The 26,238-nt window shown below is 38.3% G+C and carries 25 protein-coding genes; 13 read left to right on the forward strand and 12 right to left on the reverse strand.

Annotation, left to right across the window (positions count from 1 at the left end; all coding sequences use genetic code 11):
- Window positions 1-5 precede the first annotated feature (5 nt).
- Window positions 6-2,483 (forward strand): ATP-dependent helicase HrpB, encoded by a 2,478-nt coding sequence (gene hrpB, locus A33Q_RS05735; protein WP_040489989.1) that lies wholly within the window; start codon window positions 6-8, stop codon window positions 2,481-2,483.
- A gap of 1 nt (window position 2,484) precedes the next feature.
- On the opposite strand, the gene A33Q_RS05740 is transcribed toward hrpB, so the two are convergent.
- Complete coding sequence (locus A33Q_RS05740; RefSeq protein ID WP_009032560.1) at window positions 2,485-3,102, reverse strand: hypothetical protein; 618 nt, start codon at window positions 3,100-3,102, stop codon at window positions 2,485-2,487.
- Between the two features lie 18 nt (window positions 3,103-3,120).
- On the reverse strand, window positions 3,121-3,669 hold the full coding sequence (locus A33Q_RS05745) for a HEAT repeat domain-containing protein (RefSeq protein ID WP_009032561.1): 549 nt from the start codon (window positions 3,667-3,669) through the stop codon (window positions 3,121-3,123).
- A 61-nt stretch (window positions 3,670-3,730) separates the two neighbouring features.
- Between A33Q_RS05745 and A33Q_RS05750 the strand changes: the two genes are divergently transcribed.
- The 4 genes from A33Q_RS05750 (at window position 3,731) to A33Q_RS05765 (ending at window position 7,743) form a co-directional block, all read left to right on the forward strand.
- Window positions 3,731-4,447, forward strand: a complete 717-nt coding sequence (locus A33Q_RS05750; protein ID WP_009032562.1) for a hypothetical protein — start codon at window positions 3,731-3,733, stop codon at window positions 4,445-4,447.
- Window positions 4,448-4,500: 53 nt separating this feature from the next.
- A complete protein-coding gene (locus tag A33Q_RS05755) occupies window positions 4,501-5,118 on the forward strand; it encodes a hypothetical protein (protein WP_009032563.1) in 618 nt (205 codons plus the stop codon).
- Between the two features lie 139 nt (window positions 5,119-5,257).
- A complete protein-coding gene (locus A33Q_RS05760) occupies window positions 5,258-7,138 on the forward strand; it encodes a CocE/NonD family hydrolase (protein WP_009032564.1) in 1,881 nt (626 codons plus the stop codon).
- Between the two features lie 146 nt (window positions 7,139-7,284).
- Entirely contained in the window at window positions 7,285-7,743 is a 459-nt protein-coding gene (locus A33Q_RS05765) for a hypothetical protein (protein WP_016254739.1), read from the forward strand.
- 67 nt (window positions 7,744-7,810) lie between these two features.
- Here A33Q_RS05765 and A33Q_RS05770 read toward each other — a convergent pair whose 3' ends face one another.
- The 3 genes from A33Q_RS05770 to A33Q_RS05780 form a co-directional block, all read right to left on the reverse strand.
- Window positions 7,811-10,450, reverse strand: coding sequence for a DNA gyrase/topoisomerase IV subunit A (locus A33Q_RS05770; RefSeq protein WP_009032566.1), 2,640 nt, complete (start codon window positions 10,448-10,450; stop codon window positions 7,811-7,813).
- Window positions 10,451-10,547: 97 nt separating this feature from the next.
- A complete protein-coding gene (locus A33Q_RS05775) occupies window positions 10,548-12,461 on the reverse strand; it encodes a DNA topoisomerase IV subunit B (protein ID WP_009032567.1) in 1,914 nt (637 codons plus the stop codon).
- 41 nt (window positions 12,462-12,502) lie between these two features.
- On the reverse strand, window positions 12,503-12,997 hold the full coding sequence (locus A33Q_RS05780) for a hypothetical protein (RefSeq protein ID WP_009032568.1): 495 nt from the start codon (window positions 12,995-12,997) through the stop codon (window positions 12,503-12,505).
- 392 nt (window positions 12,998-13,389) lie between these two features.
- Between A33Q_RS05780 and A33Q_RS05785 the strand changes: the two genes are divergently transcribed.
- On the forward strand, window positions 13,390-13,695 hold the full coding sequence (locus A33Q_RS05785; RefSeq protein WP_016254741.1) for a hypothetical protein: 306 nt from the start codon (window positions 13,390-13,392) through the stop codon (window positions 13,693-13,695).
- A gap of 48 nt (window positions 13,696-13,743) precedes the next feature.
- Here the strand turns inward: A33Q_RS05785 and A33Q_RS05790 are convergent, their stop codons facing one another.
- Together A33Q_RS05790 and A33Q_RS05795 are read right to left on the reverse strand one after the other, a co-directional pair.
- A complete protein-coding gene (locus A33Q_RS05790) occupies window positions 13,744-14,673 on the reverse strand; it encodes an ROK family protein (protein ID WP_009032570.1) in 930 nt (309 codons plus the stop codon).
- A 47-nt stretch (window positions 14,674-14,720) separates the two neighbouring features.
- Complete coding sequence (locus A33Q_RS05795) at window positions 14,721-15,209, reverse strand: YkgJ family cysteine cluster protein (protein WP_009032571.1); 489 nt, start codon at window positions 15,207-15,209, stop codon at window positions 14,721-14,723.
- A gap of 107 nt (window positions 15,210-15,316) precedes the next feature.
- Between A33Q_RS05795 and A33Q_RS05800 the strand changes: the two genes are divergently transcribed.
- Window positions 15,317-15,676, forward strand: coding sequence for an arsenate reductase family protein (locus tag A33Q_RS05800; RefSeq protein ID WP_009032572.1), 360 nt, complete (start codon window positions 15,317-15,319; stop codon window positions 15,674-15,676).
- Here A33Q_RS05800 and A33Q_RS05805 read toward each other — a convergent pair.
- On the reverse strand, window positions 15,673-16,500 hold the full coding sequence (locus tag A33Q_RS05805) for a CvfB family protein (RefSeq protein WP_009032573.1): 828 nt from the start codon (window positions 16,498-16,500) through the stop codon (window positions 15,673-15,675). The genes A33Q_RS05800 and A33Q_RS05805 overlap by 4 nt on opposite strands.
- A 146-nt stretch (window positions 16,501-16,646) precedes the next feature.
- On the opposite strand from A33Q_RS05805, the gene A33Q_RS05810 reads away from it, so the two are divergent.
- Both A33Q_RS05810 and A33Q_RS05815 read left to right on the forward strand, forming a co-directional pair.
- Window positions 16,647-17,534, forward strand: a complete 888-nt coding sequence (locus A33Q_RS05810; protein ID WP_009032574.1) for a 3-hydroxyacyl-CoA dehydrogenase family protein — start codon at window positions 16,647-16,649, stop codon at window positions 17,532-17,534.
- A gap of 96 nt (window positions 17,535-17,630) precedes the next feature.
- The gene (locus tag A33Q_RS05815; protein WP_009032575.1) at window positions 17,631-18,248 is read left to right on the forward strand and encodes a deoxynucleoside kinase; all 618 of its coding nucleotides are present in this window, start codon (window positions 17,631-17,633) and stop codon (window positions 18,246-18,248) included.
- Between the two features lie 47 nt (window positions 18,249-18,295).
- Here A33Q_RS05815 and A33Q_RS05820 read toward each other — a convergent pair whose 3' ends face one another.
- From A33Q_RS05820 to A33Q_RS22295, 3 genes are read right to left on the reverse strand one after another with little or no spacing between them, the layout of a single operon-like run.
- The gene (locus tag A33Q_RS05820) at window positions 18,296-18,943 is read right to left on the reverse strand and encodes a DUF7255 family protein (protein WP_009032576.1); all 648 of its coding nucleotides are present in this window, start codon (window positions 18,941-18,943) and stop codon (window positions 18,296-18,298) included.
- Window positions 18,944-18,949: 6 nt separating this feature from the next.
- A complete protein-coding gene (locus A33Q_RS05825) occupies window positions 18,950-19,411 on the reverse strand; it encodes a DUF2452 domain-containing protein (RefSeq protein ID WP_009032577.1) in 462 nt (153 codons plus the stop codon).
- On the reverse strand, window positions 19,404-19,565 hold the full coding sequence (locus A33Q_RS22295) for a hypothetical protein (RefSeq protein WP_009032578.1): 162 nt from the start codon (window positions 19,563-19,565) through the stop codon (window positions 19,404-19,406). The genes A33Q_RS05825 and A33Q_RS22295 overlap by 8 nt, the downstream gene beginning before the upstream one ends.
- A 218-nt stretch (window positions 19,566-19,783) precedes the next feature.
- Between A33Q_RS22295 and A33Q_RS05830 the strand changes: the two genes are divergently transcribed.
- From A33Q_RS05830 to ggt, 3 genes are all read left to right on the forward strand, one after another.
- Window positions 19,784-20,116, forward strand: a complete 333-nt coding sequence (locus A33Q_RS05830; RefSeq protein ID WP_009032579.1) for an Hpt domain-containing protein — start codon at window positions 19,784-19,786, stop codon at window positions 20,114-20,116.
- Between the two features lie 243 nt (window positions 20,117-20,359).
- Window positions 20,360-22,717 (forward strand): S9 family peptidase, encoded by a 2,358-nt coding sequence (locus tag A33Q_RS05840; RefSeq protein WP_016254744.1) that lies wholly within the window; start codon window positions 20,360-20,362, stop codon window positions 22,715-22,717.
- A gap of 1 nt (window position 22,718) precedes the next feature.
- Complete coding sequence (gene ggt / locus A33Q_RS05845) at window positions 22,719-24,434, forward strand: gamma-glutamyltransferase (RefSeq protein ID WP_009032581.1); 1,716 nt, start codon at window positions 22,719-22,721, stop codon at window positions 24,432-24,434.
- Between the two features lie 125 nt (window positions 24,435-24,559).
- Here the strand turns inward: ggt and A33Q_RS05850 are convergent, their stop codons facing one another.
- Entirely contained in the window at window positions 24,560-25,969 is a 1,410-nt protein-coding gene (locus A33Q_RS05850; protein WP_009032582.1) for an alpha/beta hydrolase family protein, read from the reverse strand.
- A gap of 45 nt (window positions 25,970-26,014) precedes the next feature.
- Between A33Q_RS05850 and A33Q_RS05855 the strand changes: the two genes are divergently transcribed.
- On the forward strand, window positions 26,015-26,236 hold the full coding sequence (locus tag A33Q_RS05855) for a DUF3820 family protein (protein WP_009032583.1): 222 nt from the start codon (window positions 26,015-26,017) through the stop codon (window positions 26,234-26,236).
- Window positions 26,237-26,238 lie beyond the last annotated feature (2 nt).

Raw genomic sequence — 26,238 nt, forward strand, 5'->3', positions numbered from 1 at the left:
AAGATTTGAAATTTTCTCCCACCGCCTCCGGTTTACCCGTTTGTGACATTCTCGCACAAACCAAATTAAATCTACAAAACAACAATACACTAATCATCACTGCCCCTCCCGGTGCAGGCAAAAGTACCATACTTCCTTTATCGCTTCTGGAAGAACCTTTTTTGCAAGGAAAAAAAATCATCATGTTGGAACCAAGAAGATTGGCTGCTAAAAGCATCGCCCACAGGATGTCAGAGTTACTAGGTGAAAAGGTAGGTGAGACAGTAGGATATAGAATACGTTTCGAAAATAATATCTCAGAAAAGACGCGTTTAGAAGTTGTCACTGAAGGAATACTTACCCGAATGCTCCACAATGACAATGCATTGGAAGGTGTAGGACTGGTAATCTTTGATGAATTCCATGAGCGAAATATCCATGCAGATCTAGCCATGGCTCTGTGTAGGGAGGCGCAGCAAGTACTCAGGACAGACTTAAGGATTTTGGTAATGTCTGCCACTTTGGATATGGAATTATTAGCTGATCTCTTGGAAGCTCCCACCCTAAGCAGTAAGGGGAAAATGTTCCCAGTCACCATCAATTATGAAGGCGATTATGATTTTTACAGCATGCCGGAAATGGTTGCTCAGACTATAAAAAAAGCTTCTAAAGAAACGGATGGTGATATTTTGGCATTTTTACCAGGCCAAGGTGAAATCAAAAAAACAGAAGCAATTTTAAAATCTTCCCTTAAGAGTTTTGTAATTCTTCCTCTTTATGGACAATTATCGCCATCATCCCAGCATCAGGCGATTATGCCAAGGAAAGACGGAAGAAGAAAAGTAGTACTTTCCACTTCCATCGCGGAAACGAGTCTTACGATTGAAGGGATCAAGGCCGTTGTGGATTGCGGCTACAGCAGAACTTCAAAATTCAACCCCAGATCCGGTTTAAGCAGGTTGGAAACCATCCCAATTTCTATAGATGCAGCAGATCAAAGAGCCGGTAGAGCAGGAAGATTAGGACCCGGTACTTGCTACAGGATGTGGTCTAAATCCACCCATTCTTATTTAAATGAATTCAGAACTGCCGAAATTTTGGAAGCAGACCTGGCTTCATTGGTTTTGGATCTGGAACAATGGGGAATAAAACAAATACAAAGTCTGACTTGGCTCACTCCCCCACCCTCTGGATCAATTTCTCAAGCTTATGATTTATTGCATCAAATAGAAGCTTTGGAAAATGGCAAACTGACTCCACATGGTAAAAAACTTCATAGTATTCCAGCACACCCACGCATAGCACATATGCTTTTGAAAGCAGAAGAATTGGACAACGTTGCTTTAGCTACAGATATAGCGGCCCTTTTAGAAGAACGTGACCCATTGAAGCCAGAGCTTGGAGTTGATATGAACTTGAGAATAGAGGCCATTAGGAGAGCCAGAAAAGAAAACCTTTCAATCAAAGGGATCAAGAAAATTGAAAAGATTGCATCTCAATATAGAAAATTGCTTAACGTGGAAGTTGACAATGGGGTATTTGACCCTTATGAAGTTGGACTTCTTATCGCCTATGCCTACCCTGAAAGAATAGCATCAGCAAGGCCAGGAAATAACGCCCAATTTCAATTGGCAAATGGAAAAATAGCCATCATGGGGCATAGGGATGATCTTGCACATGAACCTTGGATTGCGGTTTCACATGTAGATGAAAGGGACGGCATGGGAAAGATTTTTATGGCGGCAGCCATCAATCCTATAGATTTGAAACCCATGCTCAAAGAAAAAAGAATGATCAAATGGGACAAGCAATACGAAGAACTCATTGCTGCACAAACCTTGGGAATAGGGTCCATTATCCTGAGGTCAACCCCCATACATCAAATCACACCAGAAGAAAAAGTTACCGCAATTATTCCGGTCATCCAAAATGACCCCAGGCGCTACCTGAATTTCAGTCAAAATGTTGAACAGCTTAGGTTTAGATTACAGCTATTGCAAAACACTAACCCTGAACTTGAAATACCTGATTTCAGTTTGATTGCCTTGAAAGAAGAAATGCCTGATTGGTTAAGCCCTTATATTCAACCCGTTAAAAATGCTGAAGATCTTAAGAAGCTTGATCTTTACGAAATCTTAGTCAACAGGCTGGATTATACGCTTCAGCAAAAGGTTGAACAACTCGCACCTTCTAAAATCACTGTTCCCAGTGGAAGCCAAATAAAGCTGGAATACAGAGATAACGAGCAGCCAATTCTTTCAGTTAGGCTACAGGAAATATTTGGATGGATAGAGACACCCAAGATCAATAAGGGAAAGACATCCCTGCTCTTACACCTTCTATCACCAGGTTTCAAGCCTGTTCAGATTACTTCTGATTTGGAAAACTTTTGGAAAGAAACCTATTTTGAAGTTAGAAAAGATTTAAAGAGAAGGTACCCAAAGCATCAATGGCCAGATAATCCTATGGAAGCTGAAGCAGTTAGAGGCGTGAAGAGAAAATAAATCAAAGGTGTTCCAGATAATCGATCAAATTGATGAAACAAGCAAGGTTAAATGGAGTTACCTGTTTTTCATTCAGCATGTCCAAATATTTGCTCTTGATCTCTTCAAAAGAATCAGGATTGTAAAATTTTGCCAGAGTGATTCCCCTTGCGGATCTGTAAGTGAAATTTTGAGTCAATATAGGTACTGAAGTTTCTCTATTGAAGTAGGATTCCAAAACAGCACCTTCGGAGTATTTATCCAGGAAACGGAAACCTTTTTTGACAAGAAAATCCTCAGCAGTTGCTATGACAGGACCTAATTCATTGTCATTTTCAACCAAAAACCTTCTGGGCATCTCATCATGTATCCTGTCCATTGTTTCGACTAGGGTAATGCTTCTTTCTTTGTAATCTCCCAATGAAGGTAAAAATCTATGGACGATATTTTCAACCTTGTCATATCTGATGCCTAAATGATATTCAAGATAAGAGACATCCTCATGATGAGTATAATGAAAAAACACCATTTGCCTCCCTTCTTCAATGGTCTTGATGTAATGCAGGGACCGACCGTCCAGTTGAAAACCGAAATCGGCTAAAAAATCCTCATGAAGCAGTATTACATCCTTGAATTTCATATACTTATATAACTTTTATTACAATTCATTTGTTGTTGAATCCTCGGAAAATATCTCTTTTATTTCTTCAAACATTTCCTCAACTTCCATTTTTTTGATTTCAAATTCATTTGAATTTGTATCTGTATTATTTTGAAAATGATTCCAATGCTTTTCCATTTTTTTCAGTACTCTTGGTGTCAGTTCAAATTCCACAGTATCCAACATTTCTTTTGCCAATGCAGATGACTTGAAATTACCAAACAGGTATATTCTGAAGAGGTCTATGAATTTTCCAGACAAATCAAAACCTTCCAGAGACTGTACAAATACGCCGTTGCTTAGCTTATTCTCCTTTTTATGGATTACCTCCAACATTGGCTCTAGCGCAGTGAAATTGTTTTTAATTTTACTCAAAGCCATCGCTGCAAGCTGAGCATTTTCGTGATCATCTGACTTTAGTATTTCTATCAGCCTTTGAATTACTGCTTCATCACCTATCTTAGCCAACTTATCAGCAAAAATATAAGCATCCTTCTCAGTAGGATCGCACATACGGGAAATATAATCTTCGATTTTGTTCTCCATGATTTAGAATTTTAATTAACAAAAATAAGACCACAATAGATATATAGCTTAATTTTAAACCATGAAAAAAGTATTTTTAGAAAATAGTAATGCAGTTGATATTTTTAAAAAGCTAAATTCCAGTGATTTAACAATTGATTTAAATCCTAAAAAAAGAAAGGTATTTTTTAAAAATAAAGAAAATCAAACCGTTGCAAGTCTAAGATTTTCACTTAACCTCATGTTTGATTTTGACAAGGTAGAGGTTGGAAAAAATGATTTTATCAACTACACATTGGTCATGATACGTTCGGGGATGGCATCAGTAGGCTTTTTTGAAAATGGTGAATTACTTGATCACAAAGTTTTCAGAGCTTATATGGTTCGGAAAAAACAGGGTAAAAGCCAGATCAAATACCTGAAGACAAAGGGGAAGTCAAGGGCCGGATCAAGGGTTAGACTTGCTGAAACATTGGATTTTTTCGATTCTATCAATTCCAGGTTGACCCGATACTTTGAAACATACCGGGTTGACCATATAGTTTTAAGCTGTTCAAAAACACTGCTCCCCTATCTTTTTGGTGGAAAAGTCAGCAGCCCTTTTGAAAAAGATGATCACAGAATTTTCAAACTTCCAAAACATGTAAGTTCGCCTACTTTCGAATCTCTTTTGGAAATGCACAAAATCCTGAATCTTACTGAATTAGAATATAATTTTGAAGAATTATTTGAGTTGGAAAAAATGCTGAATATCAATACTTTAGGAGATTCCAGTTCAGTAGAAGATGAAGACTGGTAGGATTTACCATCTTTGGAACAGTTTTGGATGCTGTGCGCCTGAATCTTATTCCTATGAAAAAAATTATCCTTCTTCTTCTTCCTTTAGTATTTGGACTTTCCTTTTTGAGCTTTCAGGCAGAAGCACAAAGATATGGAACTGCAGCCGGTATCAGGATGGGCAGCAATGACTACAGTCGTACTTTTGGATTGAGTGCCCAACAACGTATTTTCAAGCATGTAACCATTGAGGGTATTGTACAATCGGATTTCTCCAGAAATACAACTTTCCATTTGTTATTAGAAAGGCATAGGCCAATCATCTCAAAGAGATTCAATTATTATTATGGTGCTGGAATTTCATCAGGATGGGAGGAAAGTAGGATTAAAAACCCTGAGTCCATGCAAATTATTCATACATACGGAAATCCTACAACTGGGGTCGACCTTATTGCAGGGATTGAAATGACCGTTCTCAATACTGTTATCTCTTTGGATTACAAACCTAATGTCAACCTTGTTGGAAGAGAGGAGTTTTTTAGAGGTCAGGTTGGAATATCAGCTAGAATGGTGTTAGTCAAAAGTAAAGAACAAAACAAGAGGAAAAGGCAAAGAGCAAGAGCAAAAAGGAAAAAGAACAATGAGACCTTTGGCGATAAGCTCAAAAATACTTTCAACTTTAAAAACCATTAAATCAAATTCAAATGCAGATTGCTTCCGGGATTACATACTGTTTGAATATTTTTTGACGTGCAACTGTACTATTTTTTGAGATTTTGACAACCAAATAATATTTTCCTTTATCTTAAAGTTTAAACCAGAATAAAGGAAAATGAACCTCAAAAAACTCCCCTTATTAATCTTTGCAATCCTTTTATCGGGGCTTTTGTATGCCCAGGATAAAAGTATATTAGACCAACTTCATGAAGTTGCAATAGTAGATCAAAAAGTGATGATGCCGATGCGAGATGATGTCAGGTTGGCAACTGACATATACCGGCCAAAAACAGACGATCCAGTCCCAATAGTTTTCTCAAGAACGCCCTACAATTTCAACTCTTACAACAACGGTGAGTTGGTTGAGCGGCACATGCAAACGGCCTTGGAATATGTAAAAAGAGGTTATGCATATGTAATTCAAAATGAAAGAGGAAGGTTTTTCTCTGAAGGAGAGTGGGATATTCTTGGTGTTCCGTTGACAGATGGCTATGATGCCTTTGAATGGATGTCAGGACAATCCTGGAGTAATGGAAGAATCGGAACTATCGGTTGTTCTTCTACTGCTGAATGGCAAATGGCCGTAGCTTCTTTGGATCACCCCGCACATACTGCTTTGGTAGCTCAGGGATTCGGTGCAGGAGTGGGAAGGATAGGTAATTTTTATGAGCAGGGAAATTGGTACCGAGGAGGTGCAGGTCAAATGCTTTTTACAGCATGGCTTTATAGCACTCAGCATGATCCCATGGCACCTAAGCTTTCTTCAGACATTGAGCAAGAAGACCTTCTGAGACTTCAAAAGTTTTATGATATGGCTCCAAGGTATCCAAGAGTAGATTGGGCAAAAGGCTTGGCTCATCTTCCTGTCCAGGATATTATCAAAAATGTGAATGGACCCAAAGGAATCTATGAAGAAATGATAACCAGGAAACCCAATGATCCTAAATGGTATCAGGGAGGCCTTTTTCATGATGACATGGACTTCGAAAAACCTGCCTTCTGGTTTGTCAGCTGGTATGATGTGGCTTCAAGCCCCAACCTATTTATGTACAACCATATTAGGGAACAGGCAAAAAGTCAAGCTACCAAAGACAACCAATACCTGATCATCGCCCCTACCCTTCACTGTGCCTTTCTGAGAGCAACAGATAACACTGTAGTAGGAGAAAGAAGCATGGGAGATGCTCGACTACCTAATCCTGAAATAACTTTTGCATGGTTTGACTACTGGTTAAAAGGAGAGGAAAGCAGCAGTATAAAAGAAATGCCAAAAGTGACATATTTCACGATGGGATCCAACGAATGGCAGACATCTGATACTTGGCCCCCAAAAGACGCTCAAATGGAAACATTCTACCTCAACAGTAAAGGAAATGCTAATTCCCGCTTAGGTGATGGAATCCTTTCCAAGAAAAAGGCTGGAAGAGATAATCCGGACTCTTTCAAATATGACCCTATGAAGCCTGTTCCTTCCTATGGTGGAAATGTTTGCTGTACCGGCAATGCTGTACAGGGAGGGGCATTTGACCAACAGGAAATGGAGCTCCGGGAGGATATCCTCGTTTACAGCAGTGAAGTCTTGGAAGAAGGAATAGAAGTAAGTGGGTTTATCGAAGCCAAACTCTATCTATCCTCAGATGTCAAAGACACAGATCTTACCATCAAAATCATTGATGTCTATCCTGATGGAACAGCCTACAACTTAGACGAAACTATTCAAAGGGTACGCTACAGAGAAGGCTATGAAAAAGAAGTCTTTATGGAAGAAGGGAAAGTTTATGAGGTCAACATGACACCTATGTCCACATCCAATTATTTCGAAAAGGGGCATAAAATCAGGATTGAAATTTCAAGTTCAAATTTCCCAAGATTTGATAGAAACCTAAATACAGGTGGAAATAATTATGACGAAACAGAAGGAGTAGTGGCTACTAATTCAATACATCATTCCAACAAATATCCAAGCAGTATCAGTCTTCCAATAGTTAAAAAGTAATTAACAGCACCCCTCAGAAAATTAAAATCTGAGGGGTACTATTTCCCCATTGAGCCAAATTCTTTTTAATTCATGATCACCTTGTCAAATTGGTGTAAGGCTTACTTTGAATAAAGTACATTGGTCCTATGTTAATTAATACCAACATGAATACAGCACAGAATAAATACTTGCGAACAGCAGGAATTTTGACCGCAATAGCTTCATTGATGCATATCGGAATAGTCATAGGTGGACCGGATTGGTATAGGTTTTTCGGCGCAGGTGAAATGATGGCTATGCAAGCAGAAGCTGGAATGATAGAACCTATCATCACAACTTTATTCATAGCATTCATTTTGGGAATTTGGTCTCTTTATGCTTTTTCTGGAGCTGGTATGATTTTCAAAATGCCTATTACAGCTATAGCTTTAACTGTAATAGGTTCAATTTTTCTTCTTAGAGGTTTGTTAGGAATACCTCTGATTTTAACTTTTAATCATCCTTACCTGAATGAGCTTCAGGAAAAAATGATCTTTATGGTTATCAGTTCGCTGATTTGCCTATTGCTTGGATATCTGTATCTCAAAGGAGCGTACTGCAAGAAGAAATCCATAAACGAGTGATTGACCATGCTTACAAATACACAGAGGCAAAGCTGATCCCAGAGCAAAACCCATACTTTTTATAAAACTAAAACAAACCTAGTTGATCTTTGTCGTCCTCCTCTTTTTTAACTTTGAATTCTACTGTAGAACCAACTTCCAAATCTTCATCTGTATCAGAGTCCTCTGAAGTATTTTTCGTTTTTGATTCATTGGGAGAAGAATCTTCCTTCGGTTCAGAATTAATCAAGCTGAGAGATACCACATCGTGAGAAGAAAGTTTGTTGCCAATAGCTTTCCATCCTTTGACATCGATCAACATATCCAAGTCATACTCTTGCTCCTCCTCCACTTTTCCTTTTCTAAGCAAGGCTTTGACTTGCGGTTGCTTGTCAGTAGATACAATTTTCAATTGTGAACTCTTATGATCAGAAATCACATTGAATTTCTTATTCATGGTTGTAGTTTCTATCAGGAAGCGCTTGACATAATGTGTTTTGCCTGTGCCATCATAATAAATAATTGAAATTATCTTCTGAGGATCAAACTTTTCAATCAACATAACATTACCCGCTTCATACCTATTGGTCAACTCAAAGGAGGTGAGTTCATAATCTCCATTCTTATAGAAAACAATGATTTTATCATCACCCAAAAAGTTACCAATCAATCTTCCTCTCTCATCCGTATTCAACCTACCAACTACTGAGTCATAATAAATGTCCAGTCCTCCAAGTGTGGAGACTCCTTCCATTTTCAGTTGAATTTTCCTGATTGGATACCTGGTCAGGATATTTCCTCCTGCTCCCCTACCCTTGATTTCTATGGTAGAAAAATCAAAGTCAAAAACTTTGATTCTGGCCTTTGCACCTTGAGTCAAATACACCGTTACAATCTCGGCTTCCCCATTTGGATTGGCGGTAAGATACAAAACTTTGGATCCTTTACTCCCTTTGGTAAGTTCGTATTCTCTGTCTCTTGTTACAGCTAAGACCTGAAAACGCTTCACCATCGCTCTTCCACTTCCTCCATCCAGGTAAATGAGGTTATAAACCATCCTTTCATCTCCCTTTCGGAAAATAGCCACATGCAGAATGTCCTTTCCTACAAAACCCTTCTCCTGAATTCTGGTAACTACACATTTTCCGTCCCTGCGAATTACAATGACATCATCAAGGTCAGAACAATCGCATACAAACTCATCTTTTTTTAGACCATAACCCACAAATCCATCTGCACGATTGACATAAAGCTTGGCATTGTTGGCGGCTACTACTGTGGCTTCTATGGTGTCAAAAGCCCTGATTTCGGTCTTTCTCTCTCTTCCTTTGCCGTATTTTGTAAGCAGATTTTCGTAGTATTTTATGGCATACTCAGTCAGATGCTTGAGGTTGTAGTTTACCTCTTTTAACTCTTCCTGCAATTTGCGCATCAACTCGTCTGCCTTAAAAGTATCAAACTTAGAGATTCTCTTAATACGTATTTCTGTAAGTCTGACAATGTCTTCAGTAGTAATTTCTCTATAAAAATCAGGTTTGAAAGGTTCCAGGCCTTTATCGATTGTTTCAATTACAGACTCCCAAGTGGTACATTCCTCAATATCCCTGTATATCCTGTTTTCTATAAAGATTTTTTCGAGGGAAGAAAAAAGAAGTTTTTCCATTAACTCCGCCTTTCTGATTTCCAACTCTTTTTTCAGCAATGCTCTTGTTTGCTTGGTATTGTAAGCCAAGATGTCATTGACAGTGAGGAAGACAGGCTTTTCTTCTATGATCACGCAGGCATTTGGAGAGATACTGACTTCACAGTCAGTAAATGCATACAATGCATCAATGGTCATGTCAGGAGATTGACCTGGAGCCAGTTGAATTTGTATTTCTACATCCTTGGCAGTATTATCTACAACCTTTTTAATTTTGATTTTACCCTTGTCATTGGCCTTGATAATAGAATCAATCAGCGAATTGGTGGTAGTTCCATACGGAATATCCTTGATCAACAAGGTTTTGCTATCTTCTTCTTCTATTCTGGCCCTTACTTTGATCCGTCCGCCTCTTAGCCCTTCATTGTATTCCGAAAAATCTGCCAATCCTCCGGTTGGAAAATCCGGAAGTACATTAGTCTTCTCACCCTTGAGAATTGCTATAGATCCCTGAATAAGCTCTATAAAATTGTGCGGTAATATCTTCGTGGAAAGCCCTACGGCAATACCTTCTACCCCTTGTGCTAAAAGAAGAGGGAACTTGACAGGTAAAGTGACAGGTTCGCGTTTTCTACCATCATAAGAAAGTTGCCAATCGGTAGTCTGAGGGTTAAATACAACTTCAAGCGCAAACTTAGACAAGCGAGCCTCAATGTATCTCGCCGCAGCTGCTGAATCCCCTGTTCTGATATCCCCCCAGTTTCCCTGAGTTTCTATCAGAAGTTCCTTTTGCCCGAGGTTTACGATAGCATCTCCTATGGAGGCATCACCATGGGGATGATATTGCATAGACTGACCTATGATATTGGCCACTTTATTGAATCTTCCATCATCCATCTCCTTCATGGCATGAAGAATACGTCTCTGTACAGGTTTCAGTCCATCCTCTATAGCGGGAACTGCCCGCTCCAAAATCACATAGGATGCATAATCCAAAAACCAATCTTTGTACATCCCTGTCACAGGGATGGAATCGTGTAAGCTATTGTCCTGTTCCTCAGGGTTAGTATTTTCTTGATCGCTCATGCAAACTTATAATTCATTTTAATGAATAAGAATCGGGTTGTTTCAAACTGTGTATTTAAAGATCGAAGCCTAATATGTTGAAATTTTGGATTATAGCTTAGGCTGCTTCACTTTCCTCTTTAGCTTCTTCAGCATCTTCGCTGTTTTTAGCCGGATCATCGAAAATGATATCTTTTTCGATTTTGAGATTATCAATGATGAAAGTCTGCCTGTCCGGGGTATTCTTGCCCATGTAAAAACCCAGAAGATCTGCAATCTTGGTTTCCTTGCTTAGAATAATAGGATCAAGACGAATGTCCTCACCGATAAATTTCCCAAACTCCTCCGGCGATATTTCTCCCAAGCCTTTGAAACGGGTGATTTCTGCAGTTTTACCAAGTTTGTGAATAGCCCGCTGTCTTTCCTCATCTGTATAGCAATAAAGAGTCTCCTTTTTATTTCTTACCCTAAAAAGAGGTGTATCCAAAATGAAGAGATGGCCGTTTTTTACTAAGTCAGGGAAGAACTGAAGGAAATATGTCATGATCAACAAGCGGATATGCATACCATCCACATCGGCATCAGTGGCAATGACAATTTTTCTAAACCGAAGTCCCTCTATACCATCTTCAATATTCAAAGCATGCTGCAGGAGGTTGAATTCTTCGTTTTCATAGACCACCTTTTTGGTCATACCATAGCAATTCAGAGGTTTTCCTCTCAAGGAAAACACTGCTTGTGTCTGTACATCCCGGGATTTGGTAATAGATCCTGATGCAGAATCTCCTTCAGTAATAAAAAGCATTGTACGACTTTTCTGATCTTCATCAGCTTTGGGATCATCATAATGAATCCTGCAATCTCTCAGTTTTTTATTATGAAGGTTGGCCTTTTTTGCCCTTTCATTGGCAAGTTTTTTAATACCTGAAATTTCCTTTCTTTCACGCTCTGACTGTAAAATCCTTTTCAATAAAGCATCTGCTGCTCCTGGATTTTTGTGTAAGTAATTGTCCAGCTCCGTCTTGACAAAGTCATTGACAAAAGTCCGTAAAGTAGGGCCGTCCGGCCCTATGGATTGTGAGCCCAGTTTGGTTTTAGTCTGTGATTCAAACACTGGTTCCTGTACCCTAACTGCAATAGCACCTACTATGCTTTGTCTAACATCTGATGCATCAAAGTCTTTTTTGTAAAACTCCCTGACTGTTTTAACAATCGCTTCTCTAAATGCAGCCAAATGGGTACCACCTTGGGTGGTGTATTGGCCGTTTACAAAAGAATAATATTCTTCCCCATATTGGTTGGAATGGGTAATGGCCATCTCTATGTCATTGCCTTTGAGATGAATAACAGGATACCTGATAGAGTCTTCATCTACTTTTCTCATCAAAAGGTCATACAATCCCTTTTCTGAAAAAAACTTCTTACCATTGTAATTGATTGTCAAACCCGCATTTAGAAATGCATAATTCCAGATCTGATTTTCCAGGTATTCAGGTATAAAATGATAATTCTTGAAAACTGAAGCGTCTGGGGTGAAAATGACCTTGGTACCGTTCCTATCTGAAGTCTTTTCAACCTTACGGTCTTCTTTCAAAATACCTTTTTCAAATTCCGCCACTTTGGTTTCCCCATCTCTGTATGACTGGACTTTGAAGTAGTCAGAAAGTGCATTTACTGCCTTGGTTCCTACTCCATTGAGGCCAACTGATTTTTGGAATGCTCCTGAATCATATTTACCTCCAGTGTTGATTTTAGAAACACAATCAATAACCTTTCCCAAAGGAATTCCTCTACCATAATCTCTTATCTCTACCCTATGTTCTGAGATTTTGATGTCTATGGTTCTTCCATAGCCCATCATATGCTCATCTATACTGTTGTCCAGGACTTCCTTGACGAGTACATAGATTCCATCATCCTGAGCACTGCCATCTCCTAATTTACCAATATACATTCCTGGGCGTAAGCGGATATGCTCTCTCCAATCCAGGGATTTGATACTGTCTTCTGTATATTTAACGTTTTCTGCCATTTGTCAACAAAGAGGTAATTTTTAAATTAACGCTATTGCACTTAAACTCCACGCTGTAATGTTTTGAATTTTTGAGATAAAATCCAAAACAATGCGACAACCCAAGTCACAAAAAATATAGGAACCATATAAAAGAATAAACTGTAGGAACCCGAACTGATTTCATTCTGATTGTTTATACTGTGCACAAACAACGTTAAGATGCAGAGTGATACATTGATAATCCCTACAAATGAGTAAATCCAGGTAAGCATATAATCTCTAAAAATATCTCCTGTTGGAAAAAGCCTTTTAAGGTTTGCAGTACTTTGCTTTTCTATCATTTTGGCCGGTGTAATCAAGACAATGTTCAACACAGCGAATAGGATGATTCCAAAATAAAAGAAAGTGCTCCTACTGACCCCTTTTACCAAGTAGCCATTATCGTCAATTTCATAGGCAACTGTTTCAGGTATGGCTGAATAGATATACAAAAAGACAACTAAGAAGAATAAAATTGATAAGAAATGGAAAACTTTTCCGAAACGATAATACATAAGTAATGATGATTTTGCGTGCTAATATAAAGATTAAAGCTTAGACACAACTGAAACTGTTTTGACCTTTTTGGGTTTTTATTTTCGACACTTATTGAATCGGTTTTACAAAGTCTTGATTTTAAGTCCAAATAATTCTATCGTTCTCAAACTTGGATTTGTAGAAAAAAGATAAAAAAATCAGAAGCCTTGAAATTAGCCCTAAATTTGCCAAACAAAATAACGAAAGGTCTACTTTCAGCATCAATAGCAAGCAAATCTTTTTGACAAATATTTAAAAATACAAAAGCGATATTTTCACTTCCATGTACAAAAATAAACTTACCCTCATATTAGCAGTTTTTGGTTTGTTCTCAATAAGCTACTGCTCCCCAAAAGTCGAATTAGAAAATATGGATTTGGAGAGTTGGAAAAATGACAGAAATGGATGCCTCCGACAAAGAGAAAGTCAGGTGGAGAACTTCAGGGCTATAAAAAACGAGTTGCTGGGAAAAGACAACCAAGCATTAATCAAGACCTTTGGAAGACCTGATAGGGTTGAGCTTGCAGACAGAAGTCAAAACTTTTTCATCTATTATCTGGAACCTTCGCCTTCATGTGAACAGGCAAAACCCGAAGAGGAATCTTTGAAGGTCATTTTCAGACTGAATGCAATCAGCAGAGTCTCGGAAGTTACCATTAGCCGATTGGACCCATAAAAAAGGTGAGTTTTTAGGCTCACCTTCTATTTATCATATTTAGGATAACTATTCCTCCTCCATAAAACACAAGGCCGCAGCTCCCAATGTCCCAGCATCATTTTTCAATGTAGCCTTGGTAAGAACCAGGTCTCGCACATAATAAGGCGTCAAATACTGCCTTACAGTTTTTTCCAAAGAAGGCATCATAAATTCCAAACCTGCTGAAATTCCTCCTCCGAAATAAACGTGGGTTACATCCAAAACGCGAATTACCGAGACAATCGCTTCGCCAAGAATTCTTCCAACTTCTTCAAAAACCATCAGAGAAACCTCATTTCCGGTTTTTGCTGTGTCTACTAAAAGGTGCGTTCCAAGCTCTTTATTTTCCAATTCACCAGCCAATCTTGGATATGCCTGGATAAACCTTTCCATGATTTTGAGTATGCCATTTCTTCCAATCAAAGTCTCCAAACCTTCGTTTCCTCTGGAAAGCATGTGTCCCATTTCCATAGCATTGCCCCTGGATCCTTTGAATACACTTCCATCCAATACAAAAGCGCTTCCAATACCAGTTCCCATCGTAATAAAGAGAAAATTTTTAGGAGGATTGTCTTTACCAAAGCGATATTCTCCTATTGCAGCAGCAGCAGCGTCGTTTTCCAGAAAAAAGGAAATATCTGGATATTTTTTCTTCAGTTCGCCTTTAAGATTAAAACCATTCAGTGCTGGTATGGCCGGAATCTCCAAAGTAGTAGTCCTGTCTTTAGAAATAAGTCCAGGAAGCCCTATCCCTACTTTTCTTACATCAGGATATTTTTCAAGAATTCCCTTCATTCCCTCAATAAAACAGGTATTAAATCCTTTTGGGTCATCTCTGTACGGTGCAGTATCTATTTTTTCAAATGAAACAATCTCTCCTTCCTTGCTTACAAGACCGATTTTCAAATGAGTTCCCCCAACATCAACACCTAAAAAATGGTGATCTTTCATATTCATGGTTATCTTCAATAGGTTTAAGGCACTAAAATAGTAAAGAGATTTGCTTACTTCCTAAAATCTTTACCAAAGTCTTGAAATATTTCAAAAACTGCAGGACAAACCAAAGTATTTTTCAAAGTAAGGTTTAATATGCCATGCATGTTTTTTCTATTGGTATGAGGATACTCCCTGCATGCTTTGGGCCTTTCTTCATAGACCAGGCAGGTATTGTCTGAATTCAAAAATGGGCAAGGAGCCGTTTTCAATACATAATCGCCTTCATTATCCAAATAAAGGTACATATCGATGAATTCTGAACTTTTCATTCGGAAGACTTTTGAAAGTCTCTCAATGTCTGTTTGAATAAAAATCGGACTGGTAGTCTTACAGCAATTGGCACAGCTTAAACAATCAATTTTTGAAAATTTTTCTTCGTGAGCGGCTGAAAACAAATCATCAAGTTGCTTAGGTTTTTGATTTTTTATCTTTTGGAGTAGCTTTTTGTTCTTTTGAAACTCAGTCTTACTTCTCTCTTTAAAATTTTCTAAATCCATAATGAAGATTTAATTTTAATTAGTTCTGAAAATAAATATTAAACGGTGAATTATTTGGCTTTTAGCTGATATTACACTAAATTAATTCTCCCTAAACCAATTGCATTATGAAAGCACACCCAAATGAACTATTCTTCTATTACAATCCTGCCCATCAGGTAGACAAGCAAATGAGAGCTTATGCCAAAACTGTGGCAAACCATGTGAATGAAATCAATATTGAAAAAGAACGCATCACTACCACAGGCTGGAGGGAAATTTTGGATAAATTGAACCTTAGACCAAAAGACCTTCTCAATAGGGCACATCCGGACTATCAAAGCAAGATCGCGGGAAAAACCTGGGATGAAGAAAGCTGGCTCACAATTTTGAGCAAATTTCCTCACCTGATCAAGGCACCAATAGCAATCAAGCGAAACAAAGCGGTGCTGTGTACCACGCCTAATACAATATTGGAACTAGACTAAACGAGTTTAATTCCATCACTCTCTATAAGAATTTTCTTGGCCTTATAAAGTTGACCGATTGATTGCTTAAAGTGCTTTTTACTCATCCCCAATAATTCTTTGATAGACTCAGGGGATGATTTATCGTGAAGGGGCAAAAATTTCCGGACTTTTAAAACTTCCAGGATTTTTTCAGCCCCTTCTTCATATTTCTCTCTTCCGGCAGGTAAAAGCTGCAAATCCAACTTTCCGTCTTCCCTTCTCTTTTTAATGAAAGCTCTTACAATTTCTCCTAAAGTCAAAGGTTCGAAAACTTCGTTTTTATACAATAGCCCTTCAAAATTATTTTCAATCAATACTTTATAACCTAAATCAGTCTCTTCAAATACTAAGGCCTGAACCTGCTGTCCTGCTTCAAAACCCTGAGTATCTTCCAACAAAAAGTCCTGGTATTTATTCACTCCAATAAGCCTGTCAGTTCTATAATCTATACAAACCCTTACAAGATATTTTTCTCCGACTTCCATATTTTTTCCCATTTCAGCATTGGGAACAAAAAGATCCTTGGGTAAGCCCCAGTCCATAAAAGCACCTATTTTAGTCACTTCTTTGACTTCCATAACAGCAAATTCATCCAATATAGCATTAGGTCTATTGGTAACAGCCACAGGACGGTCCTCAGAATCCGTATACACAAACACACTGATTTCCTGTCCCACCTCCTCATCTCCTTTAAGATAGCTTTTGGGCAAAAGTACTTCTCCACCATCATGAAGAGCCAGATAAGCACCGTTTTCTGTAAACCTATTGATTAAAAGGCTGTTAATAATTCCTAGTTCTTTCATGCAATAAAGGTAAGGATTTTATACTTACTTGAATTGGAATTGGCTTTGATTCAGGCTAGATTTGAGGCTGATAAATTGAAATGATTTACAGTGCAGCCTCTCCTTGAAGTCTGCATTTCTTCTTTTTATATTAAACCCAAATGATAATGAAAAATATTTCTGTGATAGGTTCCGGTACAATGGGTAACGGAATCGCGCATGTCTTTGCCCTCTTCGGTTATTCCGTCTCTTTGGTGGATATTTCAGGCCCGGCTTTGGAAAAAGCACTCAACACCATTCAAAAAAATATGGATAGGCAAGTATCCAAGGGCTTATTGACCGAAGATGAAAAATCAGCTGCCGTTGAAAATATCAAAATATACACTTCGCTGGAAGAAGGTGTTCAAAATACAGATTTGGTTGTAGAGGCAGCGACCGAAAATCTAGAAGTCAAACTTGAACTGTTTAGAAATCTTGACAAATTCACTCCAGAATCATGCGTTCTGGCAACTAATACCTCTTCCATAAGCATTACCAAAATAGCTGCAGTCACTAATCGAGCAGATAAAGTGATAGGCATGCACTTTATGAACCCAGTTCCAGTGATGAAACTGGTAGAGGTAATAAGAGGCTATGCGACTTCTGAAAAAGTGACGAAAGATATCATGGAACTTTCAAGAGGCCTGGCTAAAGTTCCTGTAGAGGTGAATGATTACCCTGGTTTCGTAGCCAACAGAATTCTAATGCCAATGATCAATGAAGCTATTTATACTTTGTATGAAGGTGTAGCGGGAATTGAGGAAATAGATACTGTAATGAAATTGGGTATGGCTCATCCAATGGGTCCATTACAATTGGCAGACTTTATAGGATTGGATGTATGTCTATCCATTTTAAGAGTTTTGCACGAAGGTTTTGGAAACCCAAAATATGCCCCATGCCCACTATTGGTCAATATGGTTGAGGCGGGTTACAAAGGTGCCAAGACAGGAGAAGGTTTTTATAAATACACCCCTGGTAGCAAAGAACTGGTAATATCAGAAAGGTTTAAGTAAAAGCTAATATAAAGTTAAAAAAGAAGGCCTGACGGGAAATGAAACTTGTCAGGCTTTCTTTTCATTATAGATTAATAAAACATCGAAATTGATTTTATGCATATAGCCGTTTCAGGAAATATTGGAAGTGGAAAAACAACCCTGACCACAAAGCTGGCAAAGCATTATGGTTGGCAGGCAGAACTGGAGGCAGTTGACAACAATCCGTATCTTGCTGATTTTTATGAGGATATGAAAAGATGGTCCTTTCACCTACAGGTATACTTTCTCAACAGCCGCTTCAATCAGATCAAGAGAATAAGAGAAAGCGGTCTTTCAGTCATTCAAGACAGGACAATTTATGAAGATGCTTACATTTTTGCAGCTAATCTTCATAAGTCCAAGTTGATCTCGGAGAGGGATTACGAAAACTATTTGTCTCTTTTCGATTCCATGATCAATTTTGTCAAGGCGCCTGATCTATTGATTTACCTCAAAGCAGATATTCCTAAGCTTGTGGGACAAATCGAAAAGCGTGGAAGGGATTACGAAAATGCCATCAGAATCGACTACTTGAAAAATCTCAATAGTCACTATGAGGAATGGATTGATTCCTATGACAAGGGTAAATTACTCATCGTAGATGTCAACGATCTTGATTTTGTAGCCAATCCAGAGGATTTTTCTCAGATAGTAGAAAAAGTAAACAGGGAAATGTACGGGCTGTTCTCATGATTATTCCAATTAAAAAGCCTCTGGAAATTAAGAATCCAGAGGCTTATTTAATTTTCAAGCTTCCTGCCGAACCAGTTAACAATTGCTTTGTGACTTTCCTCCTTTGGAACTCTAATAAGATCATCCAATTTTTTTAATGCCCCTCCTATCATCAAATTTTCGTATTGAGGTATTCTGATAAGTTTATATCCATGCAGTCTAGTCAATAAATCGTATTGGGCATCATTATAGGCATTCAATTTCCAACCTGAAGAGCCATTGCCACTCAGGTCTCCGATATCTTCACTTTTCCCAAAGACTTTTGATGCTATCGGAGGACCGTTCCAAATTCGCTCCTGAAGACCAGCTTTCAAACAATCCTTTTCATAAGTTCGGCAAAGCCTTTTGTAACTGTCTAACCAGGGGAAATTAAAGACATTATAGACTTCTGTTTTCAAAGTATTTAACCTATACCTGTTAAAATGAACTTCATCATCGTATTGGAACAATTGGCGCTTGATTTTGAAATCAAATTTTAACTTTCCCAAAACAGGAGGAACACCGGTACCGCCGATAGATTCAAAAACCTCAGTCAACAGTTCATTCCCCTTGCCATGAAGATATTTTTGATTGATATCCAAATTAAAATCTGTTTCTAGATCAGGCAATTCAGCTGAAAGTATCTGAATAAGATTTTCTATTTTGATTTGATGCATCTTAATTTATTCTCCCTGGCGAATAATCTCCCAGGTATGGTCAGCAAGCAGTTTAACTTCTGCTACAAATTTACTGAACCTTTTTTTTCTTCCCCACTCTTCGGGGGCAACCATACTCAAAAAATCACTTCCATCTTCTTTTTCATATAAAAAATACCGATGATTGATCAGTGGCTCAAAATTCATAGGAGTCTGGTAAATCCTTTCTGACACTTCTACTCTTTTTTTGATGGTTTTTGCCTGCTCGGCCAACAATTGCATCTGTTGATAAATCTGGGACATCTGCATATCCGTCTGGGAATGCATGGCTGCGACTGCCCTTCCGGTAATTTTCCCCTTATCCTCAGGCTTGATTATAGCACTCCCTGACTGATGGGCGTATGGTAGCAGACCTGGGTTTTCTGTTGTCATTTCTTTCATTTTTTCCAGGTCAATTTTTTCAATATCAATTTTTTCTTTTTTAGTCATTGGTTTTTAGACTGTCAGATGGTGCTATTCTTTCTTTTAAATTACCTTTAGATCCAGGGAATGTGGTCCTTGTGGAAATGTCGTATCCTACATACAACATTACCACAAAAAAAATTACTGCGATAATTAGAAAAACCAGCTTATTTTTATTCATATTAGTATTAGTTTAACCATTAGACTGACCAAACAGTTTTTGAACATCGAAAATAAGTGATAGGTATTCTTAAAAAAAATCAGGAGCGATAATTGTTATATTTCAGATTGAATGCTTTAGATAATTAATTTTAAAAAAAATAGCGTAACTTTCGAATCCTTAGTTGAAATGCATAAATTTGATTAGGAGATACATTATTCTTTATAAAAAAGCTTTTTATGTACCAATTGATAAGCCCACAAACCATTATCCAATATTTCGGCGATGACGATGAGGAAATGCTCAGAGAGATGATTCAGATCATCATTGACACTAACCTGCACGACTTGAAGCAGTTAAAGCAATATTACGATAATGAAGAGTATGCGGTAATCAAAAAGAAATGTCATAAAGCCAAGCCAAGTATGAGCTACGTTGGTGCTATGAAAACCAGAAAACTTCTAGAGGAAATTGAAGGGAATTTGGAAAATTCTTTTGATACCTATCAGGAATTACTTCGACAAATAGATATTATTGAGCAGGAGCTTAAAAACTTTTTAAAGAGTATTTAATTTTCTACGCTTTATTTTCCGCAGATACTTTTTTCATTACTTTTTTGACACTAAATGCACATATTTACAAAAAGTTCGAATTCCCAAATTTGGGTTTGACTTTAAAGGAAAAGCATGAAGCAAACTTCTATTTTCATCATGAACTCTGTTATACTCAATCTAAAAATCCGGAAAGAAGTATCATTCAAAGGTTTGGGCAAAAATCATTTCAATTTATTGAGCATTTAAATTAATCTAAAATATATGAAGCGCGTCAGTTTATTGGTAATAGTTACCTTACTCTCATTTCAGGGACTCTTAGCACAGGAACTATCTGTCGGGAAAATCATGCAAGATCCCAAATGGATGGGAGTCTTTCCTTCCAATATTTCTTGGGATGAAAAAGGAGAAACCATCTATTTCAATTACAATCCGGAGAACCATCCTTCAGATTCACTTTATAAAATCAATATTTCCGAACCAGATGAGATTATCAAAGTAAGTCCTGAAGAGGAAAAATCAAGAATTCCTTCTAATGCTGATAGCAATCAGGCAAAAACCAAAAAAACATTCACAAGAAATGGAGAATTGTTGATTCAAGATTTAAAAACAGGAGAAAGAAAAACACTGCTTTCCATGGGAGAAGGTATTTCAAATGCGAAATTTTTGAAAAATGAAAATAGAATATCATTTGTTTTAAATAACAATATATATGTCTATGATACAGAAAATGGGAATCTAAGGAAGGTAACCAATATCAAATCAGGTGAAAAACCTGAAGAAAAAAATGCCAGCTTATCTAAAAAAGATGAATGGCTAAAAGAAGACAATCTTGATCTTTTGGGAGTAGTTCAAGAAAGGGAGGAGAAAAAGGATAAAACAAAAGCATACGAGGAGGCAGTGAAGTCACCAGAACCTTTTACTTTTTATACAGGAAAGAAAATCGTCAATAACCTTCAACTCTCTCCTGATGAGAAATATGTGAGTTTTTCGCTGATCACACGAGTGGGCAACAAAAGAACTATAGTTCCGGATTACACAGATGCTTCTGGCTATACCACCGATATGAATACTAGAACAAAGGTAGGTGATGAGCCTATGAAAGTAGAAATGGCCATCTACAATCTCAAAAAAGATACTGTCTACCTGGTTAAAACCGATAAGTTGCCTGGTATCAAAGACCTTCCTGATTATGTCAAAGATTATCCTGAAAAAACCTGGGAAGAAAAAGAAAGAGGGTTGGTGCTTACCGGACCTTATTTTTCTGCTGATGGCAATTATGCTGTAGTCAATGCCTATTCGAATGACAATAAAGACAGATGGATTTCTCTGGTGGACATGGAAACAGGGGAATTGAAAAATCTGGACAGACAAAGGGATGAAGCATGGATAGCTGGACCAGGTATTGGCGGAAGCTGGGGCAATGCCGTTTTTGGATGGTTACCCGACAATAAAAATATTTATTTCCAGTCTGAAGCGACAGGTTACTCCCATCTTTACAGCCTTGATGTAAGAAGCGGAACGAAAAGACAACTGACAAAGGGGAATTTTGAAGTGTTCAGTCCACAGATTTCAAAAGACGGTAAATTCTGGTATTTGACTACTTCCGAAGTACATCCGGGAGAAAGACACCTCTACATGATGCCGCTAATGGGTGGGCGCATGGAAAAGTTAACCAGTATGATTGGTAATAATGACGCAAAGTTATCTCCTGATGAAAAAAACATCGCAATCTTGTATTCTTACAGTAATAAACCATGGGAATTGTTTTTACAGGCAAATGAGCCTGGAGCAGAACCATCTCAATTGACTGATGGAGAAAGTGAGGAATTTAAAGCATATGAGTGGAGAGAGCCTGAACTTGTCACTTTCACAGCCCAGGATGGAACTGAGGTACCAGCCAGGCTTTATAAACCAAGTGCAAGAGCCAGAAATGGTGCAGCAGTTATTTTTGTACATGGTGCTGGCTACCTTCAGAATGTCCACAAATGGTGGTCCAGCTATTTCAGGGAATATATGTTTCACAATCTTCTGACTGACCTGGGTTATACGGTACTTGACATTGACTATAGGGGTTCAGCAGGATATGGACGAGATTGGAGAACAGCTATTTACAGACATATGGGAGGCTTGGATCTATCTGATCAAGTGGATGGCGCCAATTATTTAGTTGCAAACCACAATGTAGAGCCAGGAAAAATCGGCATCTACGGTGGCAGCTATGGGGGTTTTATCACTTTGATGGCTTTATTTAATGCCTCGGACACTTTCACTTCAGGAGCTGCTTTGAGGTCTGTGACAGATTGGGCGCATTATAATCATGGATATACTTCAAACATTCTGAATGAACCATTCAATGATCCAATCGCATACAGAAGGTCCTCTCCCATCTATTTTGCCGATGGACTCAAAGGAAATCTACTGATTGCACATGGCATGTTAGATGTAAATGTGCACTTCCAAGACGTGGTAAGATTGGCTCAGATTCTGGTAGAATTGGGTAAAGACAATTGGGAAATGGCCGTATACCCTGTTGAAGATCATGGTTTTGTAGAACCAAGTAGCTGGACAGATGAGTATAAAAGAATTTTAAAACTATTCAATAATACTTTATTGGACTAATATGAAAATCAAGCAATATCAAAGAAGAAGTTTAAGCTTCTTCTTTCTTTTTGTCCTCCTCTTTCAATCCTGCAATCAAGAACATAGCCTCAAGCCAAGTAGAACTGGGCTTATCGCTGAGAAAGCAATAGTGGTCACAGCTAGAGAAGAAGCATCCAGGATTGGCCTGATGATGCTTGAAAAAGGAGGAAATGCCTTTGATGCCATGGTAGCTACAGAAATGGCGCTAGCAGTGGCCTTTCCATTTGCTGGAAACTTGGGTGGTGGTGGATTTATGGTGTTTAGAATGGCTGATGGCACGACAGGAAGTATTGATTACAGGGAGAAGGCACCTTCAGCAGCACATAGAGATATGTATTTGGACGAAAAAGGTGAGGTAATTCCGGAGCTGAGTACTATTGGTGCGATGGCGGTAGGAGTTCCAGGTACTATTGCCGGCGTTTTTGCAATTCACGAAAAATTTGGGAGTTTATCAATAGAAGAGATTTTCGAGCCTGTTATTGCATTAGCGGAAAAGGGTGTAGTAGTTACAAAAAACCAAGAAGGTAGATTGGCCAACAACCGAGGTAATTTTATCAAAGTAAACGGAGAACAAACTTTTTTTGCCCAAAAATTCACTGAAGGAGATACAATCAAGTACCCAGCACTTGCCAATACCTTAAAAAACATTGCCAAGAATGGAAGAGATGAATTTTACAAAGGTGAAACTGCTGAGAAAATTGCAGAGTTTATTCAGAGCAAAGGTGGAATAATTACGCTTGATGACCTGGCATCCTATGAGGCCATTTGGAGAGAGCCTATAATATTCAAATACAAAGATTATAAAATCATTTCAATGGCTCCGCCAAGCAGTGGAGGAGTGACTTTAGCTCAGGTTATGGGCATGTTGGAAGACTATGAACTACAAAGCTTGGGGCATAACAGCCCTGAGTATATTCAGCTTTTGACTGAAGCTGAAAGGAGGGCCTATGCAGATAGAAATTATTTCCTTGGAGATCCGGATTTTGTAGAGGTGCCAGTAAGTGAATTGATATCCAAAAATTACCTGAATGTTAGAATGGCTGACTTTGATCCAAATCAAGCAACAAAATCATCTGCTATCAGGGAAGGAAGCATTCAGATAATTGAAAGTGATGAAACTACTCATTATTCAATTGTTGATCAATTCGGCAATGCAGCTGCTATTACCACCACCTTAAATGGGGCTTATGGATCCAAACTTTTTTCTGATGAATTGGGCTTTTTCTTCAACAATGAAATGGATGATTTCAGTGCCAAAACCGGTGTCCCCAATATGTTTGGACTGATAGGAGCTGACGCAAATGCCATAGCCCCTGGAAAACGCATGTTGAGCTCCATGACCCCGACATTGGTTGAGAAAAACGGTGCGCTAAAAATGGTGGTTGGAACCCCGGGTGGATCTACAATCATTACTTCTGTCCTGCAGACAATCCTCAATGTCATTGAATTTGGAATGAGTATGCAAGAAGCTGTAGATGCGCCAAGATTTCATCATCAATGGTTACCGGATCACATTAATTTTGAGCCAGAAGGCTTCTCTACAGAGGTTATGGAGACACTTAAAGAAAAAGGCTATCAAATCAATGAGGGATATACGCCCATTTTGGGAAAAGTGGATGCAATTTTGGTGCTACCGGATGGAAGACTAGAGGGCGGAGCAGATTGGCGAGGCGATGACAAAGCGGTAGGTTTTTAATCTAATACTCAATTTAAAAAATTTATTCTCCAGTTGGCGTATTTCAGCACCCCCTAGCTATCAGGTTGGCATTGTGAGCACTGGCAGGTTTTTGATTTTTGGTTTAATCACAGGTAGATTTTAGATCAGCGGTTTTTAATAAAATTAAGTATATCATCCATTACTTGTTGATTGAAAGATTCCTCAATCTGTTGATATTCTGAAACGGCACCGGTTTCTGCTTTTTGAAAAAGATGATTCAAATCATCGTAAACTTTCAGCTCAAGAAGGTTCTCTCTATCTTTGAAAAGTTCTAGCAAGCGGTTCCCATTTTGTGCTGCATTTACCTGAAGGTCTTTGCCTCCAAATGCCGCAAATACAGGGATCTCAATATTTTTGATATCAGATTCAGCCTCATATTTCATGAAAAACATAAACCAAGGGTTTATACTGTTCTCAAAAGTAGCAATCATCGCTGCTCGCTGTTGTTTTTTGATTTCCTCTGACAACTCGTAACTGTTTACAATTTCATCAACCAAATCCGGTATTTGGGCTTTGACTTCTTTTTCGTCCTCACTCCTTTTGATCAATTGATAAAATCTTGTATTCAATGAAACCTGACGCTCCACCAATTCTTTGGGGTTTCCTGTGCTTCGAGAGATATCTTCCGTTTGTTTAGCCATAAGTTCAGGAATTGCTATCACAGGTCCAGCCAATGAAATCACAAAATCCAAGGGACTTTCCTGTGCTTCAGCAGCCATCATCCAGGCAATCATTCCACCTTCGCTATGTCCTAACATCCCAATTTTATCTGGATCCACTATATCTAAAGTCCGCAAGAAACTGATAGCATGTTGGGCATCATTCTTGAAATCCTCAGAAGTAGCGGCAGAAAAATCACCTTCAGACTCCCCCACTCCTCTTTCATCATAACGCAATACAAGTACTCCATTACTACTGAAAAAATCAGCCAAAACCCAAAAAGGCTCATGGTCAAATATACTTGAATTCCTATCTTGTGGCCCAGATCCAGATACAAGGATCAATGCTGGGAATGGTCCGTCTCCATGGGGAATTGTTAAAGTTCCGGAAAGGTTTATTCCAACTTCCTCATTCGAAAAGCTGACGTTTTTGGATTCATAGTCAAATGGTTCTTTTGGAGTTTGAGGGCGTGAAAATCCCATGTCATTTGATTCCGCAGTGGAATTTTTCCTTTTCAAATCCAATGGGAAGGACATTCCTGCCTGTTTGAAATTTCCCGAAACCTGCTCTCCAACCATGATTCCTTCATATATAATATTGGCAGCGCTATGCTCAAATATCAACATGTTGTCTTCAAATAAGACTTTTGAGAGCGGGATATCCTTAGCCCCTTGGCTGGGACTGTCCATAAAGCCTGACCAATTTTGATCAGCTTTTTCAAATTTAAATACCAATGGTAGTTTTGAACCCATTACATCTAAAACACCCTCCCAGGACCCTTCAAGGGATTGACCATAAGCCATAGGAAAGCAAAACATCATTGAAACAAAAAGGAAAAGAATAATTTTTCTCATAACAGTTATTAGAATACTCTTGCCAATTTATAATTATTTTGACAAATGGATAAAAAAATTTTAATCGACTTGGTGACCAAAACCATGCCCTATGGCAAATACAAAGGTCGCTTGCTCTGTGATATTCCTGAACATTATTTGGTATGGATGCACAGGCAGGGTTTTCCTGAAGGTAAATTGGGTATGTGGCTAAGTACTTTATACGAAATCAGACTCAATGGGCTTGAAGGAATTCTTTTGGATTTAAGAAAGATTTACAAAAAATAAAC

The sequence above is a fragment of the Indibacter alkaliphilus LW1 genome, from assembly GCF_000295935.2.
Classification (GTDB): domain Bacteria; phylum Bacteroidota; class Bacteroidia; order Cytophagales; family Cyclobacteriaceae; genus Indibacter; species Indibacter alkaliphilus.

Excerpts from the sequence above, each read along its gene's own strand:
- A33Q_RS05790 (WP_009032570.1), bottom strand. The coding sequence starts at position 14,673 with ATGAATATGAAAGATCACCATTTTTTAGGTGTTGATGTTGGGGGAACT.
- A33Q_RS05795 (WP_009032571.1), bottom strand. The coding sequence starts at position 15,209 with ATGGATTTAGAAAATTTTAAAGAGAGAAGTAAGACTGAGTTTCAAAAG.
- A33Q_RS05815 (WP_009032575.1), top strand. The coding sequence starts at position 17,631 with ATGCATATAGCCGTTTCAGGAAATATTGGAAGTGGAAAAACAACCCTG.
- A33Q_RS05760 (WP_009032564.1), top strand. The coding sequence starts at position 5,258 with ATGAACCTCAAAAAACTCCCCTTATTAATCTTTGCAATCCTTTTATCG.
- A33Q_RS05855 (WP_009032583.1), top strand. The coding sequence starts at position 26,015 with ATGGATAAAAAAATTTTAATCGACTTGGTGACCAAAACCATGCCCTAT.
- A33Q_RS05810 (WP_009032574.1), top strand. The coding sequence starts at position 16,647 with ATGAAAAATATTTCTGTGATAGGTTCCGGTACAATGGGTAACGGAATC.
- A33Q_RS05745 (WP_009032561.1), bottom strand. The coding sequence starts at position 3,669 with ATGGAGAACAAAATCGAAGATTATATTTCCCGTATGTGCGATCCTACT.
- A33Q_RS05740 (WP_009032560.1), bottom strand. The coding sequence starts at position 3,102 with ATGAAATTCAAGGATGTAATACTGCTTCATGAGGATTTTTTAGCCGAT.
- A33Q_RS05770 (WP_009032566.1), bottom strand. The coding sequence starts at position 10,450 with ATGAGCGATCAAGAAAATACTAACCCTGAGGAACAGGACAATAGCTTA.
- A33Q_RS05785 (WP_016254741.1), top strand. The coding sequence starts at position 13,390 with ATGGATTTGGAGAGTTGGAAAAATGACAGAAATGGATGCCTCCGACAA.
- ggt (WP_009032581.1), top strand. The coding sequence starts at position 22,719 with ATGAAAATCAAGCAATATCAAAGAAGAAGTTTAAGCTTCTTCTTTCTT.
- A33Q_RS05765 (WP_016254739.1), top strand. The coding sequence starts at position 7,285 with ATGAATACAGCACAGAATAAATACTTGCGAACAGCAGGAATTTTGACC.
- A33Q_RS05755 (WP_009032563.1), top strand. The coding sequence starts at position 4,501 with ATGAAAAAAATTATCCTTCTTCTTCTTCCTTTAGTATTTGGACTTTCC.
- A33Q_RS05780 (WP_009032568.1), bottom strand. The coding sequence starts at position 12,997 with ATGTATTATCGTTTCGGAAAAGTTTTCCATTTCTTATCAATTTTATTC.
- A33Q_RS05750 (WP_009032562.1), top strand. The coding sequence starts at position 3,731 with ATGAAAAAAGTATTTTTAGAAAATAGTAATGCAGTTGATATTTTTAAA.
- A33Q_RS05820 (WP_009032576.1), bottom strand. The coding sequence starts at position 18,943 with ATGCATCAAATCAAAATAGAAAATCTTATTCAGATACTTTCAGCTGAA.
- A33Q_RS05825 (WP_009032577.1), bottom strand. The coding sequence starts at position 19,411 with ATGACTAAAAAAGAAAAAATTGATATTGAAAAAATTGACCTGGAAAAA.
- A33Q_RS05800 (WP_009032572.1), top strand. The coding sequence starts at position 15,317 with ATGAAAGCACACCCAAATGAACTATTCTTCTATTACAATCCTGCCCAT.
- A33Q_RS05850 (WP_009032582.1), bottom strand. The coding sequence starts at position 25,969 with ATGAGAAAAATTATTCTTTTCCTTTTTGTTTCAATGATGTTTTGCTTT.
- A33Q_RS05840 (WP_016254744.1), top strand. The coding sequence starts at position 20,360 with ATGAAGCGCGTCAGTTTATTGGTAATAGTTACCTTACTCTCATTTCAG.
- A33Q_RS05775 (WP_009032567.1), bottom strand. The coding sequence starts at position 12,461 with ATGGCAGAAAACGTTAAATATACAGAAGACAGTATCAAATCCCTGGAT.
- A33Q_RS05805 (WP_009032573.1), bottom strand. The coding sequence starts at position 16,500 with ATGAAAGAACTAGGAATTATTAACAGCCTTTTAATCAATAGGTTTACA.
- A33Q_RS05830 (WP_009032579.1), top strand. The coding sequence starts at position 19,784 with ATGTACCAATTGATAAGCCCACAAACCATTATCCAATATTTCGGCGAT.
- A33Q_RS22295 (WP_009032578.1), bottom strand. The coding sequence starts at position 19,565 with ATGAATAAAAATAAGCTGGTTTTTCTAATTATCGCAGTAATTTTTTTT.